Source organism: Pseudomonas vancouverensis (assembly GCF_004348895.1).
GTDB lineage: Bacteria > Pseudomonadota > Gammaproteobacteria > Pseudomonadales > Pseudomonadaceae > Aquipseudomonas > Aquipseudomonas vancouverensis.
This window is the reverse complement of the sequence record NZ_RRZK01000029.1, coordinates 78,166-96,692: the sequence shown is the minus strand read 5'-3', so window position 1 is coordinate 96,692 and position 18,527 is coordinate 78,166. Positions and strand designations below refer to the sequence as shown.

The following is an 18,527-nucleotide window of genomic DNA, read 5'->3' as shown; positions in this document are numbered from 1 at the left end:
CTTACTACATTACCTACGACTCTGGCAGGCGCCGTCTGTAACCCTTTGTGAAACACTTCCTACACAATATTCGCTAATTCTCACAAGGCGAAATACGAAAATCCTATCGCCCCGGTCGAAAAATCCGTTTTTTTACTCACTGCGCCCGCGATAGCCCCAAGCCAGCATGTATTGCTCGCGGGAACTGCCACGGGAGGAATCCGGCTTGATCATCTGGATCTTGTCGAATTTCCGACGAGCATCCTTCAGGTAGACATCAAACCCTTCCCCCTGAAAGATCTTGATCACGAAATTACCACCCGGCTTGAGTATCCGCTCCGCCAGATCAAGCGCGAGCTCACAAAGAAACATGGCTTTTGGCATGTCCACTTCGGGTGTACCACTCATATTGGGGGCCATATCGGAAATCACAAGGTCTACCTGCGAATTACCCACGGCTTCAAGGATCCGCGCGAGCACTGCGTCCTCGGTGAAGTCACCCTGAATGAAGGTCACGTCCGGAATGCTGTCCATTTCCAGGATGTCGGAGGCAATCAGACGCCCCTGACCGCCGATCAGCCGGCTGGCGACCTGCGACCAGCCGCCGGGCGCCGCGCCCAGGTCGACCACGCTCATGCCCGGACGGATCAGCTTGTACTTTTCCTGGACTTCCAGAAGCTTGTAACTCGCACGCGAGCGGTAACCATCCTTCTGCGCCTGCTTCACATAGGGATCGTTGACATGTCTTTTCAGCCAACCAAGGCTTGTCTTGGAACGCGCCATTGGGCACCTCGTTGATTAGGGTCGTGATTAATTGGGCGGATCCACGAGCCCTCGGGTAAAATGGCCGCCATTTTACAGAATCCAGACGAAAGGGTCAGATTATGCCGCTCACTCAAGAGCAGAAGAAACAGTACAAATCCATTGGCCACCATCTGAAACCAGTTCTGATTGTGGCAGACAACGGGTTGACTGAAGGTGTGTTAGCCGAACTCGAACGCGCCCTGGCGGATCACGAGCTGATCAAGATCAAACTCAACATTCTCGATCGCGAGTCGCGCCTGGCGTCCATTGCAGAACTCTGCAAGGTCGGCAAAGCGGATCTGGTTCAGGTCATCGGCAAGATGGCACTGATCTACCGCAAGAACTTCAGCGTCAACAAGCAGCTGTCGAACGTCCATCGCTTCAAGTGATGACACGGGTCAAGGGTGTGCTTCGCGCACCCTGCCACTCCAGCCAGGAACCGGTTGCAACACCAGGACCAGTCCGGAGAAACCCAGCACCAGATAGCTGAACACTTGCCAGCGCACTGCCTCGGGCCAGCCGAAACGCACAGCGAAAAACATCGCGCTCGCGCACAGCGCCATCACCAGCAGTTGCCCGCGAATATCCCGCCATAGACTGACAAGGCCTTCGGCCCTAATCAGCACCAAAGCCTGAAAAATCACACACGCCGTGGCGAATCCCACCACCAGCGCATTGAGCACGCCTGTAATTTCATCGATCAGCAGCGGCGCCAGGCCGATTCGACCCAACACCGGCAGCAGACCAATGTGCAACAGCCAAAGGCCACCGACCCACAACATCTGGGCCAGCTGCCAAAGCATGGCACCCGCACGAAGCGGGCGCCGACCTTCAGATGTGGCGAACTTCGACAATCTCGTACTCGATAACGCCACCAGGCGTTTTAACGGCAACGACATCACCCTCTTCCTTGGCGATCAAGGCGCGGGCAATCGGCGAACCGACGGAGATCTTGCCGAGCTTGATGTCAGCTTCGTCTTCACCAACGATCTGGTAAGTCACGCTTTCATCGGTTTCGACGTTGGCGATTTCGACGGTGGTGCCGAAAATCACCTTGCCGGTGTGAGGAATGGTCGTGACATCGATGATCACCGCATTCTGCATGCGGCCTTCGATGTCACGGATCCGCGCCTCGACCATACCCTGCTGCTCGCGAGCAGCGTGATATTCGGCGTTTTCCTTCAAGTCACCCAACTCACGGGCCGTACCGATGTCCTGGCTCAGCTTCGGACGAACGACCTTGGTCAGGTGAGTGTGTTCTTCTTCCAGGGCGCGAGCGCCCTGAACGGTCATTGGGTACTTCGTTATGCTCATGCCTTCAATCCTGCGTGTAGATCCTGCAAGCGGCGCACGGTCTTCTCGGGACCGAACTTCAGCGCTTCGCAGATGGCTTCGCCAGCAGCAATGGTAGTGGTGCAGTAAATCTTGTGCTGCAGGGCATTACGACGAATGGAGTACGAATCGGCAATCGACTGACGACCTTCGGTGGTGTTGATGATCAGTGTGACTTCATCATTCTTGATCATGTCGACCACGTGCGGACGACCTTCGGTCACCTTGTTCACACGGCGCACTTTCAGGCCTGCAGCTTCGATCAGCTTGGCAGTACCGGCAGTGGCAACCACTTCGAAGCCCAAGTTGATCAGATCACGAGCCACGCCCGCAACCAGCGGCTTGTCGTCATCGCGCACACTGATGAACGCGGTACCGCCGGTCGGCAGCACTTCGCTGGCACCCATCTGGGCCTTGGCGAAGGCTTCGCCGAAGGTGTCGCCAACGCCCATCACTTCACCGGTCGACTTCATCTCTGGGCCGAGAATCGGGTCAACGCCAGGGAATTTGGCGAATGGGAACACCGCCTCTTTCACGCTGTAGAAGTTAGGAATGATTTCCTTGGTGAAACCCAGCTCTTGCAGAGTTTTGCCGGCCATCACGCGTGCTGCGATCATCGCCAGGGAGACGCCGATGCACTTGGACACGAACGGCACGGTACGCGAGGCGCGCGGGTTGACTTCGATGACGTAGATGTCTTCGCCTTGCAGCGCCAACTGAACGTTCATCAGGCCGACAACGCCGAGTTCCAGGGCCATCTTCTTGACCTGCTCGCGCATCTCGTCCTGGATGTGCGCCGGCAGCGAGTACGGTGGCAGCGAGCACGCGGAGTCACCGGAGTGAACACCGGCCTGCTCGATGTGCTGCATGATCGCGCCGATCACCACGTCCTTGCCGTCGCAGACCGCGTCAACGTCCATCTCGATGGCACAGTTGAGGAAGTGGTCCAGCAGCACCGGGCTGTCGTTGGACACTTGCACGGCTTCACGCAGGTAGCGCTTGAGTTCTTCTTCTTCGTAGACGATTTCCATCGCCCGACCGCCCAGTACGTAGGACGGACGCACCACCAGCGGGTAACCGATCTTGGCAGCGGCGCGAATCGCTTCGTCTTCGCTGCGCACGGTGGCGTTTGGCGGCTGACGCAGGTTCAGGCGCTGAACCATCTGCTGGAAACGCTCACGGTCTTCGGCACGGTCGATGGCGTCAGGGCTGGTGCCGATGATCGGCACGCCGGCGGCTTCCAGGGCACGCGCCAGTTTCAGCGGAGTCTGGCCGCCGTACTGGACGATCACACCTTTCGGCTTCTCGACGCGGACGATTTCCAGCACGTCTTCCAGGGTCACTGGCTCGAAGTACAGGCGATCGGAGGTGTCGTAGTCGGTGGACACGGTTTCCGGGTTGCAGTTGACCATGATGGTCTCGTAGCCGTCATCGCGCAGGGCCAGTGCCGCGTGTACGCAGCAGTAGTCGAACTCGATGCCCTGACCGATACGGTTAGGACCGCCACCCAGGATCATGATCTTGTCGCGACCCGATGGTGCCGCTTCGCATTCTTCCTCGTAAGTCGAGTAGAGGTAGGCGGTATCGGTGGCGAACTCGGCGGCGCAGGTGTCGACGCGCTTGTAGACCGGGAAGATTTCCAGCTTGTGACGATGGGCACGCAGGGCCTTCTCGGTCACGCCCAGCAGCTTGGCCAGACGCTGATCGGAGAAGCCTTTGCGCTTGAGGCGGAACATCATGTCACGGTCGATGCTGGTCAGACCCAGGGTCTTGACCTTCGCTTCGTCCTTGATCAGATCTTCCATCTGCACCAGGAACCAAGGATCGATCATGGTCATGCCGAAGATGTCTTCGACACTCATGCCAGCGCGCATGGCGTCTGCCACGTACCAGATACGCTCGGCACCCGGCACGGTCAGCTCGCGCTTGAGCACGCTCATGCTTTCCGGATTTTTCAGGTCCACTTTCTCGTCGAGGCCGCAAACGCCAACTTCCAGACCGCGCAGGGCTTTCTGCAGGGATTCCTGGAAGGTACGGCCGATGGCCATGACTTCACCGACCGACTTCATTTGCGTGGTCAGGCGCGCGTCAGCCTTGGAGAACTTCTCGAAGGCGAAGCGTGGCAGCTTGGTGACGACGTAGTCGATGGACGGCTCGAAGGACGCCGGGGTCTTGCCGCCGGTGATGTCGTTCGACAGCTCGTCGAGGGTGTAGCCGACAGCCAGTTTGGCCGCGACCTTGGCGATCGGGAAACCGGTAGCCTTCGAAGCCAGTGCCGAAGAACGCGACACACGCGGGTTCATCTCGATCACGACCATGCGGCCGGTGTTCGGGCAGATACCGAACTGCACGTTCGAACCGCCGGTTTCCACGCCGATCTCGCGCAGTACCGCCAGGGAGGCGTTACGCAGGATCTGGTATTCCTTGTCGGTCAGGGTCTGTGCCGGTGCCACGGTGATCGAGTCACCGGTGTGCACGCCCATCGGGTCGAAGTTTTCGATGGAGCAGACGATGATGCAGTTGTCCTTTTTGTCACGGACAACTTCCATTTCATATTCTTTCCAGCCGATCAGCGATTCGTCGATCAGCAGCTCTTTGGTCGGCGACAGGTCCAGACCACGGGCGCAGATTTCTTCGAACTCTTCACGGTTGTAAGCGATACCGCCACCGGTGCCGCCCATGGTGAAGGACGGACGGATGATGCACGGGAAGCCGAGCTTCTCGAGGACCGCGTTGGCCTCTTCCATGCTGTGGGCGATACCGGAACGCGGGCACGCCAGGCCGATGGACTTCATCGCCTTGTCGAAACGCGAACGGTCTTCAGCCTTGTCGATGGTGTCGGCGTTGGCACCGATCATTTCCACACCGAACTTCTCCAGAACGCCTTCGCGCTCCAGGTCCAGGGCGCAGTTCAGAGCGGTCTGGCCACCCATGGTTGGCAGCAGCGCGTCCGGACGCTCTTTCTCGATGATCTTGGCAACGGTCTGCCACTTGATCGGCTCGATGTAGGTGGCGTCGGCCATGGCCGGGTCGGTCATGATGGTGGCCGGGTTGGAGTTCACCAGGATGACGCGGTAGCCCTCTTCGCGCAGGGCTTTACAGGCCTGGGCGCCGGAGTAGTCGAATTCGCAGGCCTGGCCGATCACGATCGGGCCAGCGCCGAGAATCAGGATGCTTTTAATGTCTGTACGTTTTGGCATGGGTTTGTCACTCAAATCCGCAGGTCAGTCGGCAAGCCGTCTTGTTCAATCTTTGAAGCCTTGAGGGGGCCGCCGGTCTCGGGACCACCCTCAAAGCCTTGCTACATCAAGGCGAGCGATCAGCGTCGCTTGGCCATTTCGTTGATGAAGCGATCGAACAGTGGCGCTACGTCGTTCGGGCCAGGGCTGGCTTCAGGGTGACCCTGGAAGCTGAAGGCGCTCTTGTCGGTACGTTCGATACCTTGCAGGGTGCCGTCGAACAGCGATTTGTGGATCGCACGCACGTTGGCCGGCAGGGTGGTCTCGTCCACCGCAAAGCCGTGGTTCTGGCTGGTGATCATCACCACACCCGTGTCCAGATCCTGCACCGGGTGGTTGGCACCGTGGTGGCCGTGGCCCATTTTCAGGGTCTTGGCGCCGGAAGCCAGGGCCAGCAGTTGGTGGCCGAGGCAGATGCCGAACACAGGAATTTCGGTTTCCAGCACTTCCTTGATGGCCTGGATCGCGTAGTCGCAAGGCTCCGGATCACCAGGACCGTTGGACAGGAACACACCATCCGGATTCAGCGCCAGCACATCGGCCGCCGGGGTTTGCGCCGGCACCACGGTCACGCGGCAACCGCGCTCGACCAGCATGCGCAGGATGTTGACCTTGACGCCGTAGTCGTAGGCCACGACGTGGTATGGCAGCTCGGACGCTTCGATGGTCGCATGGCTGTCGGTTTTCAGGTCCCAGACTGTCGAACGCCACTCGTACTGCTCGGTGGTGCTGACGACTTTCGCCAGGTCCATGCCTTTCAGGCCCGGGAAGCCTTGGGCAGCAGCGATGGCCGCTTCTTCGGTAATGTTGTCACCGGCGAGGATACAGCCGTTCTGCGCGCCTTTTTCACGCAGGATGCGCGTCAGGCGGCGGGTGTCGATACCGGCGATGGCCACAACATTGTTGGCCTTCAGGTAGTCGGACAGGGACATGGTGTTACGCCAGTTGCTCGCCACCAGTGGCAGGTCACGGATGACCAGGCCGGCCGACCAGACGCGGTTGGACTCGGCATCTTCCGGCGTGGTGCCGGTGTTGCCGATGTGCGGGTAAGTCAGGGTAACGATCTGTTGGGCGTAGGAAGGATCGGTAAGGATTTCCTGATAGCCGGTCATTGCGGTGTTGAACACCACCTCACCAACGGTTTGACCGTCGGCTCCAATGGCTTCGCCGCGAAAAATGCTGCCATCAGCAAGGGCGAGTATGGCTGGCTTAGTCAAGAAGACCTCCCGTAAATAAAGCCTGAAAGGGCGATCGCAGGTTGTAAAAAAGCGGAGTGACGTATGGACACGTCACCCCGCTTCTTCACTGAATTATTCTGCGCGCTTTTAGTGGACACACTAAAGCTGTAGCTTACAGAAAAAGGCCTTTTTGGTCTACCGCCAATGAGCCTTAAAGGCTGGAGAATGCGACAGGACGTCGCTTGGCGGAACAAAACCGGGCTCAAACGCTGCGCGCGAGCCCGATTTCGGGTGCATCTTAACGCAGGTCGAGCACGTCTTGCATGTCGTAAAGACCAGGCTCGCGCCCGTCCAGCCACAACGCTGCGCGCACCGCACCCTTGGCGAAGGTCATGCGACTGGACGCCTTATGGGTGATTTCCAGACGCTCGCCCTCGCAGGCAAACAGCACCGTGTGATCGCCGACCACATCGCCACCGCGAACAGTGGCGAAGCCGATCGTCTCGCGCTCACGGGCACCGGTATGCCCCTCACGACCGTACACCGCAACCTTTTGCAGATCACGATCCAGCGCATTGGCAATCACTTCACCCATGCGCAGCGCTGTTCCGGACGGCGCGTCGATCTTGTGCCGATGGTGCGCCTCGATGATCTCGATGTCCGCCTCATCACCCAGTACGCGTGCAGCCATATCGAGCAATTTCAACGACAGATTGACGCCGACACTGAAGTTGGCGGCAAAGACGATCGGAATCTCCTTGCCCGCCTCAGCCAGCAACTGCTTCTGCGCTGCGTCCAGCCCGGTGGTACCGATCACCATGGCTTTACCTGCCTTGCGGCAGAAGGCCAGGTTCTTCAGCATCACTTCCGGCAGCGTGAAGTCGATCAGCACGTCAAACTCCTGCTCGACCGACTCCAGGTTACCGGACAGCGGCACGCCGATACGACCCAACGAAGCCAGCTCACCGGCATCCACACCGATCAGCGTACTGCCAGGACGCACGATGGCGGCCGTCAGGCCCGTCAGCGGCGCGCGCTGTTGCACGGCCTCGACCAGGATCTTGCCCATGCGCCCGGCGGCGCCCATCACTGCAATACGTCGCATGCCCACTCCTTACAAGTCGCCGAAGAAGCGCTTCACACCTTCGAACCAACCGGTGGTTTTCGGCGAGTGACTGTTGTCGTCGGCCAGCGAACTGCGGAATTCTTCCAGCAGCTCACGCTGACGGCGACCCAGGTTGACCGGCGTCTCGACCGCCACCCGGCACATCAGATCGCCAGCACCGCCGCCACGCACGGGCGCAACGCCCTTGCCACGAACACGGAACTGCTTGCCGGTCTGAGTCCCCTCGGGGATCTTCAGCTTGACGCGACCATCCAGGGTCGGGATTTCCAGCTCGCCACCCAGCGCCGCATCGACAAAGCTGATCGGCACTTCGCAGAACAGATGCTTGCCGTCACGCTGGAAGATCGCGTGCTCGCGCACGTTGATCACGACATACAGGTCGCCGGTCGGGCCACCATGGGCACCCGCTTCACCTTCGCCGGACAGACGAATGCGGTCACCAGTGTCGACACCGGCCGGCACTTTCACCGACAGGGTCTTGTACTCTTCGACACGACCTTCGCCATGGCAGGAGTCGCATGGATCGGAAATGATCTTGCCCTGGCCATGGCAGCGCGGGCAGGTTTGCTGCACCGAGAAGAAACCTTGCTGCATGCGCACCTGGCCGATACCGCCGCAAGTCGGGCAGGTAACCGGCGAAGAGCCTTTCTTGGCGCCCGAGCCATCGCAAGGGCTGCAGTTGACCAGTGTCGGAACACGGATGTTCACAGTGGTACCGCGCACCGCCTCTTCCAGGTCCAGCTCCAGGGTGTAGCGCAGATCACTGCCACGCTGAGCGCCACCACGGGAGCCGCCGCGACCACCACCGAAGAAGTCACTGAAGACATCACCAAAGATGTCGGAGAAGTTCTGCCCACCGAAACCGGCACCGCCACCACCCATGCTCGGGTCGACACCGGCATGACCGTACTGGTCGTACGCTGCGCGCTTGCTGGAGTCGGACAGTACTTCGTAGGCCTCGTTGGCCTCCTTGAACATTTCTTCCGATGCTTTGTCATCGGGATTACGGTCCGGGTGATGCTTCATCGCCAGGCGGCGGTAGGCCTTTTTCAGGTCCGCTTCGCTTGAGCCACGCTCAACACCCAACACTTCGTAATAGTCACGCTTTGCCATAAGTCATCTGCACTCTTGAGGACGTCCGACAAAACCCTCCTGAGTCTTGCCGAACTCGTTGAGCCCCAATACAGGCCCGGACCCAACTCACGTCAATTCAACGATCCTGGTCTTTGATTCTTGCGGTATTTGCGGCGCAGAAAGCAGGAGCATTCCCGGCCATACCACCAGCACGCGAGCGTTGTCGCATGCTGTAAAAATTCGCGTATTCCAGATACGCCAACGCGGGAGCAAGCTCCCGCGCGGCGACATCCTACCAGTCACCGCCCAAAGGCAGTCAACCGGCCGACCAACAACTTACTTGTGGTCTTTGACTTCTTCAAACTCGGCATCGACAACGTCGTCAGCCTTTTCAGCTTTCTCGTCGTGCGGTGCCGCGCCTTCAGCAGGCTGAGCCTGTTCGGCGTACATCTTCTGCGCCACTGGAGCGGAGACTTTCGACAGCTCTTCAACCTTGGCTTCGATAGCGGCCTTGTCGTCGCCTTTGACGGCGGCTTCCAGGGCAACTACAGCAGCTTCGATTGCAGTCTTCTCTTCAGCAGTCACTTTATCGCCAGCATCGGCAACCATTTTGCGCGTCGAGTGAACCAGTGCATCACCCTGGTTACGGGCAGCGGCCAGCTCTTCGAACTTGCGGTCTTCCTCGGCGTTGGCCTCGGCATCACGCACCATGCGCTCGATTTCCTCGTCGGACAGACCGGAGTTGGCCTTGATCACGATCGATTGGGTCTTGCCGGTTGCCTTGTCCTTCGCACCTACGTGCAGAATGCCGTTGGCGTCGATGTCGAAGGTCACTTCGATCTGCGGCACACCACGTGGAGCTGGTGGAATGTCGGCCAGGTCGAACTTGCCCAGGGACTTGTTCTGCGCAGCCTGTTTACGCTCACCTTGCAGGACGTGAATGGTCACGGCGCCCTGGTTGTCGTCGGCAGTCGAGAACACTTGCGATTTCTTGGTAGGAATCGTGGTGTTTTTCTCGATCAGCGCAGTCATCACGCCACCCATGGTTTCGATACCCAGGGTCAGCGGGCTGACGTCCAGCAGCAGAACGTCTTTCACGTCACCGGCCAGTACCGCGCCCTGGATGGCAGCACCCATGGCAACCGCTTCGTCCGGGTTAACGTCTTTACGAGCCTCTTTACCGAAGAACTCGGTGACCAGCTTCTGAACCAGTGGCATACGGGTCTGACCGCCGACCAGGATCACGTCGTTGATCGCGCCAACGTCGATACCGGCATCTTTCATGGCGATGCGGCAAGGCTCGATGGTGCGCTGAACCAGGTCTTCCACCAGTGCTTCCAGCTTGGCGCGGGAGATCTTCACGTTCAGGTGCTTAGGACCGGTCGCGTCTGCAGTGATGTACGGCAGGTTAACGTCGGTCGACTGGCTCGAGGACAGTTCGATCTTGGCCTTTTCAGCAGCTTCTTTCAGACGCTGCATCGCCAGCGGGTCACCCTTGAGGTTCATGCCGCTTTCTTTCTTGAATTCGTCGACGAGATAGTCGATCAGACGAATGTCAAAGTCTTCACCGCCCAGGAACGTGTCACCGTTGGTGGCCAGTACTTCGAACTGGTGCTCACCATCAACTTCGGCGATCTCGATCACGGAAACGTCGAAAGTACCACCACCCAGGTCGTAAACGATCACGGTGTGATCGCCTTTAGCCTTGTCCATACCGTAAGCCAGAGCGGCTGCGGTTGGTTCGTTGATGATACGTTTAACGTCCAGACCGGCGATGCGACCGGCGTCCTTGGTCGCCTGGCGCTGGCTGTCGTTGAAGTAGGCCGGAACGGTGATCACCGCTTCGGTCACGGTCTCGCCGAGGTAGTCTTCGGCGGTCTTCTTCATCTTCTTGAGGATTTCAGCCGAGATTTGTGGCGGCGCCATTTTCTGGCCGTTCACTTCAACCCAGGCGTCGCTGTTGTCAGCCTTGACGATCTTGTAAGGGACCATCTGGATGTCTTTCTGTACAACTTCTTCGTCAAAACGACGACCGATCAAACGCTTCACCGCATACAGGGTGTTGTGCGGATTGGTCACTGCCTGACGCTTGGCCGACTGGCCAACCAGAATTTCGCCATCGTTGGCGTAAGCGATGATCGACGGCGTGGTACGCGCGCCTTCAGCGTTTTCAATAACTTTTGCCTTGCCGTTTTCCAGCACGGAGACGCAGGAGTTGGTAGTCCCCAGGTCGATACCGATAATTTTGCCCATGTTCACTCTCCCGAAACTTTGGATTTGGTTGCCGCAGCAGTGGTGGCTAACTGCGGTAGCACTTAAACGCTTGACTTATAAATGGGGGCCTTGCGGCGGATTTCAAGCCTGCTCATCAATAGAAGGCGAAACCGGCGCAGGCGCCTTGCTGACCACGACCATGGCCGGGCGCAGCAGGCGACCATTGAGCTGATAGCCCTTCTGGAACACCTTCAGAACGCTGTTCGGCTCGACGTCGGCGCTTTCCTGCATGGCCATCGCCTGATGGTGAACGGCGTTGAACGGTTCGCCATGCGGGTCGATCGCTTCAAGCTGGTAGCGCTTGAGGGTGTCGTGGAACATTTTCAGGGTCAGCTCGATGCCTTCGCGCATCGGACGGATGCTTTCGTCGTCCGGACTGGACAATTCCAGGCCACGCTCCAGGCTGTCGACGATCGGCAGCAGGTCGCCGGCGAATTTTTCCAGCGCGAACTTGTGAGCCTTCTCGACATCCTGCTCGGCGCGACGGCGGACGTTCTGCAGATCGGCAGCTACGCGCAAAGCCTGATCCTGAGCGCCTGCCAGTTGCTCTTCGAGCACTTGTACACGAGCCGCCAGGTCTTCACCCGAAGCCTCGGGCGCCTGGTTGGCGTCTGGGTTTTGCGTATCCACTGTCTGTTCGTCAGCCATAGATTTCTCCTTTCAATTTCGTCCGCGAGCTCAACTCGCGCTTCTGCCCAGCTATATGGGGCCGCAAAATCGGGCTTCAAGGGGTACCTGGCATTAACCCCACAAAAATAACTGCAATGTCATTTCCGGGCGGACTAAGACGCTCGTCGCCTCAAACAAATCGAGCTAACGCGGGGCATTGTCAGCAACAAATAAAACACTGTATAAATAACCAGACCTAAAGCCTGGGAGCGGCCTTTATGCTGGTGCACCTGTCCGTACACAACTACGCCATCGTTGAACATCTCGACCTCGAACTCGATCGCGGCATGAGTGTGATCACCGGTGAAACCGGCGCGGGCAAGTCGATCATGCTCGACGCCCTGGGCCTGACCCTGGGCGATCGCGCCGACAATGGCGTGGTCCGTCCCGGTGCCGACAAGGCCGACATCCTGGCCACGTTCGACCTTGTCGATATCCCCGAAGCCAGTGCCTGGCTGGCCGAGCGCGACCTCGAAAATGACGGGCCGTGCATCCTGCGCCGGGTGATCACGTCGGAAGGCCGGTCGCGCGGCTATATCAACGGCACGCCCTGCCCGCTGGGCGATCTCAAGGCACTGGGCGAGTTGCTGATCGACATTCACAGCCAGCATGAACACCAGTCCCTGCTCAAGACCGACACCCACCGCCGCTTGCTCGACGAATATGCTGGCGCTACGGATCTGGCCCGCCAGGTGCAACTGGCCGCCCAACGCTGGCGCCAGACCCGCCAGGAGCTTGAGCGCCTGTCCAACTCCGGCGACGAGCAACGCGCCCGCCACCAGTTGCTCAGTTATCAACTGGAAGAACTGGAAAACCTCGGACTCGGCGACAATGAGCTGGAAGATCTGGAACAGGAACACAAGAACCTGACCAACGCCGAAACCCTGCTGGGCATCTGCCGCCAGGTCGTCGAGCAGTGCAGCGAAAGCGATTCCGGCAATGTCCTCAACGCCCTGACCGCCAGTCTCAATCGCCTGTCGAGCGTCAACAGCTCGATCGGCGCCTTAGGCGAGGCCAGCAGCTTGCTCACCAGTGCACAGATCCAGGTAGAAGAAGCGGTTGGCGAACTGAACCGTTTCCTCGACAACTTCGATGCCGACCCGTCGCGCCTTCAGTACCTCGAAGAGCGACTGGACGCCATTTATACCCTGGCACGCAAACATCGCATCCAGCCGACTGAAGTCGCACAGATGCAGCAGAAACTGCTGGATGAAATCGAAACCCTGAATGCCAATGACGAGTCGATCGAGCGCTTGAGCGAAGAGCTGTCCTCCTACGCCCGTCATTATCAGGAAAAGGCTCGCGAACTGAGCGATCTGCGCCACCAGGCGTCCGGCAGCCTGGCCAGCGCCGTGGAGCAGGAAATCCAGCGACTGGGCATGCCTGGCGGGCGCTTCACCATCGAATTGCGCCCGAACAGCAGCAATGAACTGCTGCCCAACGGCCTGGAACAGGTCGAACTACTGGTCAGCGCCAACCCGGGGCAACCGCTGAAGGCCCTGGCCAAAGTCGCCTCGGGTGGCGAGCTCTCACGCATCAGCCTGGCGATCCAGGTCATCACCGCACAGACCTCTCGCGTTCCTACCCTGGTGTTCGACGAAGTGGACGTCGGTATCGGTGGCCCCACCGCGGAGATTGTCGGCCAATTGCTGCGCCGCCTCGGCGAGCGCGGGCAAGTCCTGACGGTGACCCACTTGCCGCAAGTGGCCGCACAAGGTCATCAGCATCTGTTTGTGCACAAGGTGCGCGGTGAGGATGCAACCCGCACGGCGGTTTCCAAACTGAGCAAGAACCATCGCGTGGAAGAAGTCGCACGCATGCTCGGCGGCATCGACCTGACCAAGGAATCCCTGGCCCACGCCCGGAAGATGGTGGTCGCCGCGAAAGCTTGACGCCTGCAGAAAGCACGAAGGCGACCCTTGGGTCGCCTTCGTTCGTTTCGCGAACAGAACGTTCGCGCGACATGCTTACTTTTTCTTGCGCACGTACAGCACCAGATTGTGATCAACCATCTCAAAGCCATACTTGTCGACGATTGCTTTCTGGAGCCGCTCGATTTCTTCGTCGAAGAATTCGATCACTTCGCTGGTCTCGACGTTGACCATATGGTCGTGATGCTTGCCGTCGTCCAGCTCGAAGACCGCATGGCCTCCGTCGAAGTTGTGCCGCACCACAAGGCCAGCTGCCTCGAACTGGGTCAGAACACGGTAAACCGTGGCCAGACCGACGTCCTCACCAGCCTCCATAAGGGCCTTGTAGACATCCTCGGCACTCATGTGGCGCTGCTCGGCGGAATCGAGCATTTGCAGAATTTTGACCCGTGGCAGGGTCACTTTGAGGCCGGCTTTGCGTAGTTCGCTATTTTCAACCATGGTCAGCTTTCTCGCGATGCTGCTTCGCAGCTTCTCTTAATGCGGGTATGATCGGCGTTTACGTTGTCCCAGCCAAGATAGTGGAAGTCGCCCACCGATGCAAAACACCAAGCTCTTGCTAACCAGTTTCACCTTTGTGGGACTGCTCGCACTCGCCGGTTGTTCATTCCCCGGGGTTTACAAAATCGACATCCAGCAGGGCAATGTCGTCACGCAGGACATGATAGACCAGTTACGCCCGGGAATGACCCGCAAGCAAGTACGGTTTATCATGGGTAACCCTCTGCTGACTGACACGTTCCATGCCGATCGCTGGGATTATCTGTATAGCCTGCAACCGGGTGGCGGTGAACGCCAACAGGAGCGCATTAGCGTTATCTTCAACCCAAATGATCAGCTTGTCAGCCTCTCTGGTGATTTCCGGCCAGGCGTGAGCCGTGACGAAGCCATTCTCGGCAAGGACAACGGCACCCCTGTCGCTGCCCCGGTAGAAAACACCGAGAAGCCGAAACCGGAAAAACCGGTCAAGCCAGGTTCGTTGCTGGATCAGATTCAGAAGGACGTCGACGGCGTACAAACCGTTCCCGTTCCGACGCCACAACCGCTGGAAACCGCGCCGCAATAATTTGCGACACAATAAAAAACCCGGAACGTCCGGGTTTTTTATTGCCTGAGAATCGGTCAATTCACTGTTTTCGGGCTTTGGCTTCAGCAGCCTTGGCCGCCCGCAACCTGCGGACCTCTTTCGGATCGGCCAGCAACGGCCGGTAGATCTCAATGCGATCGCCAGCCTGAACAGCCTGGTTCTCGGCATCAGCGACAACCTTGCCGAAGATACCCACAGGGCATTCGCCGAGGTCCAACTCAGGAAACTCCGCGCCCATCCCCGATTTGGCTATCGCTGCCCTCACCGTGGTCCCGACGGGCACCGTCACCGATAAAAGCACTTGTCGGTCAACGGCCGCATACACCACTTCGATCTCGATCACCGACTCAACCATGCATTTGCTTGGCGCGTTGGCAGAACGCATCCACCAGGGTATTGGCTGCCTGATTGAACAACGGCCCCAGGGTGGCGCGAACCAGCGGCCCGGCATAGTCGAAGGACAGATCCAGGCTGATCTTGCAGGCCTTTTCACCCAAAGGTTTGAACACCCACACACCGTGCAACTGGTTGAAAGGGCCTTCCTCAAGGTTCATTTCGATCGATTGCCCGGGAACCAGCGTATTGCGCGTGACGAAATGCTGGCTAAGACCACCCTTGGCCACACCCACACTGGCGCGCATATGCTCGGGCGAGCTTTCCAGCACTTCGGCGGATGAACACCAAGGCAGGAACTCGGGGTAGCGCGCCACGTCATTGACCAGGTCATACAAGGCCTGCGCGGGATACGGCAACAAAGCCGAACGTGAAATATGTGTCGTCATGTCAGCGTCATTTCCACAGCTGGGCGGCAAACACTACGAGAATGCCTAAGGGCGCCACATAGCGCATCAAGAACAAGGACAGGCTGAACAATACAGGGTTGCGGATCGACAACTCGTCGCGCACCGCATCACGCCCCATGATCCAGCCGGCAAAGACCACGAAACATAAACCACCCAGCGGCAACATCAGTCGCGAGGTGAAGAAATCGATCACACCAAAGAAATCCAGACCGCCGCTGGCACCCCATTGGTAGAGGTGGAACATGCCGTCTTCGTTCACGAAGAATTTGGCTTGCTTCCATATATTGAAGGAGAAAACCGTGCCCAGCCCGACAAACCAGCAACTGAAAGCCAACCAGAAGGTGACCCAGGCACGGCTTACTTTAGTGCGCTCAACCAGGTAAGCCACCATCGGTTCCAGCAGGGAAATCGCCGAACTCCATGCAGCAACGGCCACCAGAACAAAGAACACCACGCCCATCAATTGCCCGAACGCCACGTTACCAAAGGCAAATGGCAGACTGACGAACATCAGGCCCGGGCCCTCGCTCGGGTTCAAGCCGGCGGCGAACACAATCGGAAACAGGGCCAGACCGGCGACCAGAGAAACAAAGGTGTCGAGCAACGCCACACCAACAACCGTCCCGGACAACGACGCACTCTTGGGCATGTAGGCGCCGTAGATCATGATCGAACCCACGCCTACGCTCAGCGAGAAGAACGCGTGCCCCATCGCGGGCAGCAGGCCGTCGAGGACTTTTTCCGGGTGGAAGTCGAACATGAAGTGCACGCCCTCCATGAAGTGCCCGGTGGTCATGCTGTAGCCCAACAACACCAGGACCATCACAAACAGCAGCGGCATCATGATGCGCAGACTGCGCTCAAGCCCGGCAACGACGCCTTTGGCAATCACCACCGCCGACAGCAGCATGAAAATCGTGTGCCAAAGTGTCAGGCGCCACGGGTCCGCGATGACATTGCCGAAATAGGCACCGACCTGATCTGCCGTCACGCCCTGGAAGTCACCGCGCCCCATGTCGACGATGTAGTCCAGCGACCAGCCACCGACCACGCTATAGAAAGACAGGATCAGCAAGGCCGTGATCATTCCGGCAAACGCGCCCCAGGACCACTTGGCCGAATGCCCGGCCTCGACCGCGAGCAACTTCAAGGCATTCGCCGGGCTTTGCCGCGCGCGCCGGCCGATCAGGGTTTCAGCCAGCATGACCGGCACCCCGATCAGCGCGATACAGGCCAGGAACATCAGCACGAAGGCGCCGCCGCCATAGACGCCAACCATGTACGGGAATTTCCAGATACTACCCAGCCCCACGGCCGAACCGGTCGCGGCGAGTATGAAGACCCAGCGGCTAGCCCAACTGCCGTGGACAGAAACCTTGTCTGTCGACATCGTTATCACGCCCAAGCGTTCAAAAAAGAGGCCGCATTGTCCGGGATTCAATCAACCTGCTCAAGCACGTAGCAATCCCGTAGCCGACTCTGATGTAACTCCCTATAATGCCGCCCCTATGGCTAAACAGAAGAAACACCCTACAGGGACCATCGCGCAAAACAAAAAGGCGCGACACGATTACTTCATCGAACATCGGTTCGAGGCTGGTCTGGTCCTGGCCGGCTGGGAAGTAAAAAGCCTGCGCGCCAGCAAATTGCAGTTGGTGGACAGTTACGTACTGCTCAAGGATGGCGAAGCCTGGTTGCTCGGCAGCCATATCACGCCGTTGATGACCGCCAGTACGCACGTCATCGCAGACCCGGTGCGCACCCGCAAACTGCTGCTCAATCGCCGCGAGCTGGAAAAACTTTCCGCCGCGGTACAGCAAAAGGGTTACGCCTGCGTGTGCCTGTCCTGGTACTGGAGCAAGCACATGGTCAAGTGCGAGATCGCTCTGGGCAAGGGCAAGAAGGAATACGACAAACGTGATACCGAACGCGAGCGCGACGCCGGTCGCGAGCTGCAGCGTGCGGTGCGCAACAAGGGCAAGGAAGACTGATTCTTTTTTTGCCTGGGGTTGCTATTGCGAGCAGGCTCGCTCCCGCAGTGGATTTGTGAACGACACAAAACAAATGTGGGAGCGCGCTTGCTCGCGATGGCGATCGCCAAAACCTTGCAAATGCAATTGACTACATCCCTTTGCGCCGCTCCGCCCGAGCCACGCGCTGCACTTCCTGACGCACCTCCTCCAGCACTTCCTGCACATACAGAATGTGTCGACTGGAGACTTCCCGCGCCTGCTCCGCTCGACCTTCGATAATCGCCTGATACAACTCCCGATGCTGCGTGATCAGCATGTCGCGAGTTTCCGTGCGCTGCTTGTACATGCCGCCGATGTTGGTCACCACGTTACGCTTGAGCAGATCGAACAGCCCACGAATGGTGTGCAACAGCACCGCGTTATGGCTGGCCTCGGCAATCGCCAGATGGAATTTGGCATCCGCGGCGCCTTCTTCAGCCCGACTCACTTCGTCGTGACGTGAGTAGCAGTCCTGCAGCTCATTGAAAGCGGCCGACAAGCGCTCACGATCGACGTCCGTAGCACGCAGCGCTGCGTAGTAAGCGCAGGACGCCTCAAGCGTATGGCGAAACTCCAACAGATCGCGCTGCGCTTCCGGGTTGCTTTCCAGCAAGTGCAGCAGGGGATCACTGAAGGTCGTCCCCAGCGACTCCACCACATAATTGCCGCCGCCCTGACGACTGACCAGCAAGCCTTTGGCGACCAGCTTCTGAATGGCCTCGCGCAACGAAGGGCGCGACACGCCAAATTGCTCGGCCAGCGCACGCTCGGCGGGCAAGCGCTCACCCGCCTTCAGCGTGCCCTCAAGGATCATGCCCTCAAGCTGCTCGACAATATCGTCAGACAAACGGCGCTGACGAATCTGATCAAACCCCATAACTCAATCACTCCACGATCCGACGGCTCGCCGGGGCTCTATTCTGGCCTATTGGCGCCGCGCCAGCATCTGCCTTTGATGCATTCGCCCCTATCCGCCAGACAGCCTGCGCACGACTCATTCGACAAAAGTTTTAGGGCGG

The 18,527-nt window shown here is 58.8% G+C and carries 18 protein-coding genes; 4 read left to right on the top strand and 14 right to left on the bottom strand.

The genetic code is table 11. The annotated features are described in order from the left end of the window. Positions 1–132: 132 nt before the first annotated feature. Positions 133–762 (bottom strand): 23S rRNA (uridine(2552)-2'-O)-methyltransferase RlmE, encoded by a 630-nt coding sequence (rlmE, locus tag EIY72_RS20945; protein ID WP_093226797.1) that lies wholly within the window; start codon positions 760–762, stop codon positions 133–135. A gap of 101 nt (positions 763–863) precedes the next feature. Here rlmE and EIY72_RS20940 point away from each other — a divergent pair, with 101 nt between their 5' ends. After that, positions 864–1,172, top strand: coding sequence for a YhbY family RNA-binding protein (locus tag EIY72_RS20940; RefSeq protein WP_007942889.1), 309 nt, complete (start codon positions 864–866; stop codon positions 1,170–1,172). A gap of 9 nt (positions 1,173–1,181) precedes the next feature. On the opposite strand, the gene EIY72_RS20935 is transcribed toward EIY72_RS20940, so the two are convergent. The 8 genes from EIY72_RS20935 to grpE all read right to left on the bottom strand — a co-directional run bounded on the left by EIY72_RS20935 (position 1,182) and on the right by grpE (position 11,654). Then, complete coding sequence (locus tag EIY72_RS20935) at positions 1,182–1,586, bottom strand: MFS transporter (RefSeq protein ID WP_093226798.1); 405 nt, start codon at positions 1,584–1,586, stop codon at positions 1,182–1,184. A 28-nt stretch (positions 1,587–1,614) separates the two neighbouring features. Then, entirely contained in the window at positions 1,615–2,091 is a 477-nt protein-coding gene (gene greA, locus EIY72_RS20930) for a transcription elongation factor GreA (protein WP_093230733.1), read from the bottom strand. Between the two features lie 2 nt (positions 2,092–2,093). Beyond that, the gene (gene carB, locus EIY72_RS20925) at positions 2,094–5,315 is read right to left on the bottom strand and encodes a carbamoyl-phosphate synthase large subunit (RefSeq protein WP_093226799.1); all 3,222 of its coding nucleotides are present in this window, start codon (positions 5,313–5,315) and stop codon (positions 2,094–2,096) included. 119 nt (positions 5,316–5,434) lie between these two features. Further along, complete coding sequence (carA, locus tag EIY72_RS20920) at positions 5,435–6,571, bottom strand: glutamine-hydrolyzing carbamoyl-phosphate synthase small subunit (protein ID WP_093226800.1); 1,137 nt, start codon at positions 6,569–6,571, stop codon at positions 5,435–5,437. 259 nt (positions 6,572–6,830) lie between these two features. Then, positions 6,831–7,637, bottom strand: a complete 807-nt coding sequence (dapB, locus tag EIY72_RS20915; protein ID WP_093226801.1) for a 4-hydroxy-tetrahydrodipicolinate reductase — start codon at positions 7,635–7,637, stop codon at positions 6,831–6,833. 9 nt (positions 7,638–7,646) lie between these two features. Further along, a complete protein-coding gene (gene dnaJ / locus EIY72_RS20910) occupies positions 7,647–8,771 on the bottom strand; it encodes a molecular chaperone DnaJ (RefSeq protein ID WP_093226802.1) in 1,125 nt (374 codons plus the stop codon). Between the two features lie 297 nt (positions 8,772–9,068). Continuing rightward, positions 9,069–10,985, bottom strand: coding sequence for a molecular chaperone DnaK (dnaK, locus tag EIY72_RS20905; RefSeq protein WP_015093432.1), 1,917 nt, complete (start codon positions 10,983–10,985; stop codon positions 9,069–9,071). A 102-nt stretch (positions 10,986–11,087) separates the two neighbouring features. Continuing rightward, complete coding sequence (grpE, locus tag EIY72_RS20900) at positions 11,088–11,654, bottom strand: nucleotide exchange factor GrpE (protein ID WP_007973134.1); 567 nt, start codon at positions 11,652–11,654, stop codon at positions 11,088–11,090. Between the two features lie 239 nt (positions 11,655–11,893). On the opposite strand from grpE, the gene recN reads away from it, so the two are divergent. Further along, positions 11,894–13,567, top strand: coding sequence for a DNA repair protein RecN (gene recN, locus EIY72_RS20895; protein ID WP_093226803.1), 1,674 nt, complete (start codon positions 11,894–11,896; stop codon positions 13,565–13,567). 75 nt (positions 13,568–13,642) lie between these two features. Here the strand turns inward: recN and fur are convergent, their stop codons facing one another. Further along, complete coding sequence (gene fur, locus EIY72_RS20890) at positions 13,643–14,047, bottom strand: ferric iron uptake transcriptional regulator (RefSeq protein WP_003197684.1); 405 nt, start codon at positions 14,045–14,047, stop codon at positions 13,643–13,645. A 97-nt stretch (positions 14,048–14,144) separates the two neighbouring features. Between fur and EIY72_RS20885 the strand changes: the two genes are divergently transcribed. After that, positions 14,145–14,672 carry an outer membrane protein assembly factor BamE gene (locus tag EIY72_RS20885; protein ID WP_093226804.1) on the top strand — a complete coding sequence of 176 codons (528 nt, stop codon included), beginning with the start codon at positions 14,145–14,147 and terminating at the stop codon, positions 14,670–14,672. A gap of 61 nt (positions 14,673–14,733) precedes the next feature. On the opposite strand, the gene EIY72_RS20880 is transcribed toward EIY72_RS20885, so the two are convergent. From EIY72_RS20880 to EIY72_RS20870, 3 genes are read right to left on the bottom strand one after another with little or no spacing between them, the layout of a single operon-like run. Then, the gene (locus tag EIY72_RS20880; RefSeq protein WP_093226805.1) at positions 14,734–15,048 is read right to left on the bottom strand and encodes an RnfH family protein; all 315 of its coding nucleotides are present in this window, start codon (positions 15,046–15,048) and stop codon (positions 14,734–14,736) included. Beyond that, entirely contained in the window at positions 15,041–15,475 is a 435-nt protein-coding gene (locus EIY72_RS20875) for a type II toxin-antitoxin system RatA family toxin (protein ID WP_093226806.1), read from the bottom strand. Before EIY72_RS20875 ends, EIY72_RS20880 begins: the two co-directional genes overlap by 8 nt. A gap of 7 nt (positions 15,476–15,482) precedes the next feature. After that, positions 15,483–16,886, bottom strand: a complete 1,404-nt coding sequence (locus EIY72_RS20870; RefSeq protein WP_093226807.1) for a sodium-dependent transporter — start codon at positions 16,884–16,886, stop codon at positions 15,483–15,485. A 118-nt stretch (positions 16,887–17,004) separates the two neighbouring features. Here EIY72_RS20870 and smpB point away from each other — a divergent pair, with 118 nt between their 5' ends. Continuing rightward, the gene (gene smpB, locus EIY72_RS20865; protein ID WP_093226808.1) at positions 17,005–17,487 is read left to right on the top strand and encodes an SsrA-binding protein SmpB; all 483 of its coding nucleotides are present in this window, start codon (positions 17,005–17,007) and stop codon (positions 17,485–17,487) included. Positions 17,488–17,617: 130 nt separating this feature from the next. Here the strand turns inward: smpB and EIY72_RS20860 are convergent, their stop codons facing one another. Next, complete coding sequence (locus tag EIY72_RS20860; protein ID WP_093226809.1) at positions 17,618–18,385, bottom strand: FCD domain-containing protein; 768 nt, start codon at positions 18,383–18,385, stop codon at positions 17,618–17,620. Positions 18,386–18,527 lie beyond the last annotated feature (142 nt).

What these genes read in the sequence shown, in the direction of transcription:
- EIY72_RS20860 (WP_093226809.1), bottom strand. Translation starts at nt 18,385, where the DNA reads ATGGGGTTTGATCAGATTCGTCAGCGCCGTTTGTCTGACGATATTGTC.
- EIY72_RS20875 (WP_093226806.1), bottom strand. Translation starts at nt 15,475, where the DNA reads ATGACGACACATATTTCACGTTCGGCTTTGTTGCCGTATCCCGCGCAG.
- carB (WP_093226799.1), bottom strand. Translation starts at nt 5,315, where the DNA reads ATGCCAAAACGTACAGACATTAAAAGCATCCTGATTCTCGGCGCTGGC.
- EIY72_RS20935 (WP_093226798.1), bottom strand. Translation starts at nt 1,586, where the DNA reads ATGCTTTGGCAGCTGGCCCAGATGTTGTGGGTCGGTGGCCTTTGGCTG.
- smpB (WP_093226808.1), top strand. Translation starts at nt 17,005, where the DNA reads ATGGCTAAACAGAAGAAACACCCTACAGGGACCATCGCGCAAAACAAA.
- dapB (WP_093226801.1), bottom strand. Translation starts at nt 7,637, where the DNA reads ATGCGACGTATTGCAGTGATGGGCGCCGCCGGGCGCATGGGCAAGATC.
- EIY72_RS20885 (WP_093226804.1), top strand. Translation starts at nt 14,145, where the DNA reads ATGCAAAACACCAAGCTCTTGCTAACCAGTTTCACCTTTGTGGGACTG.
- rlmE (WP_093226797.1), bottom strand. Translation starts at nt 762, where the DNA reads ATGGCGCGTTCCAAGACAAGCCTTGGTTGGCTGAAAAGACATGTCAAC.
- EIY72_RS20940 (WP_007942889.1), top strand. Translation starts at nt 864, where the DNA reads ATGCCGCTCACTCAAGAGCAGAAGAAACAGTACAAATCCATTGGCCAC.
- EIY72_RS20870 (WP_093226807.1), bottom strand. Translation starts at nt 16,886, where the DNA reads ATGTCGACAGACAAGGTTTCTGTCCACGGCAGTTGGGCTAGCCGCTGG.
- recN (WP_093226803.1), top strand. Translation starts at nt 11,894, where the DNA reads ATGCTGGTGCACCTGTCCGTACACAACTACGCCATCGTTGAACATCTC.
- fur (WP_003197684.1), bottom strand. Translation starts at nt 14,047, where the DNA reads ATGGTTGAAAATAGCGAACTACGCAAAGCCGGCCTCAAAGTGACCCTG.
- dnaK (WP_015093432.1), bottom strand. Translation starts at nt 10,985, where the DNA reads ATGGGCAAAATTATCGGTATCGACCTGGGGACTACCAACTCCTGCGTC.
- grpE (WP_007973134.1), bottom strand. Translation starts at nt 11,654, where the DNA reads ATGGCTGACGAACAGACAGTGGATACGCAAAACCCAGACGCCAACCAG.
- dnaJ (WP_093226802.1), bottom strand. Translation starts at nt 8,771, where the DNA reads ATGGCAAAGCGTGACTATTACGAAGTGTTGGGTGTTGAGCGTGGCTCA.
- EIY72_RS20880 (WP_093226805.1), bottom strand. Translation starts at nt 15,048, where the DNA reads ATGGTTGAGTCGGTGATCGAGATCGAAGTGGTGTATGCGGCCGTTGAC.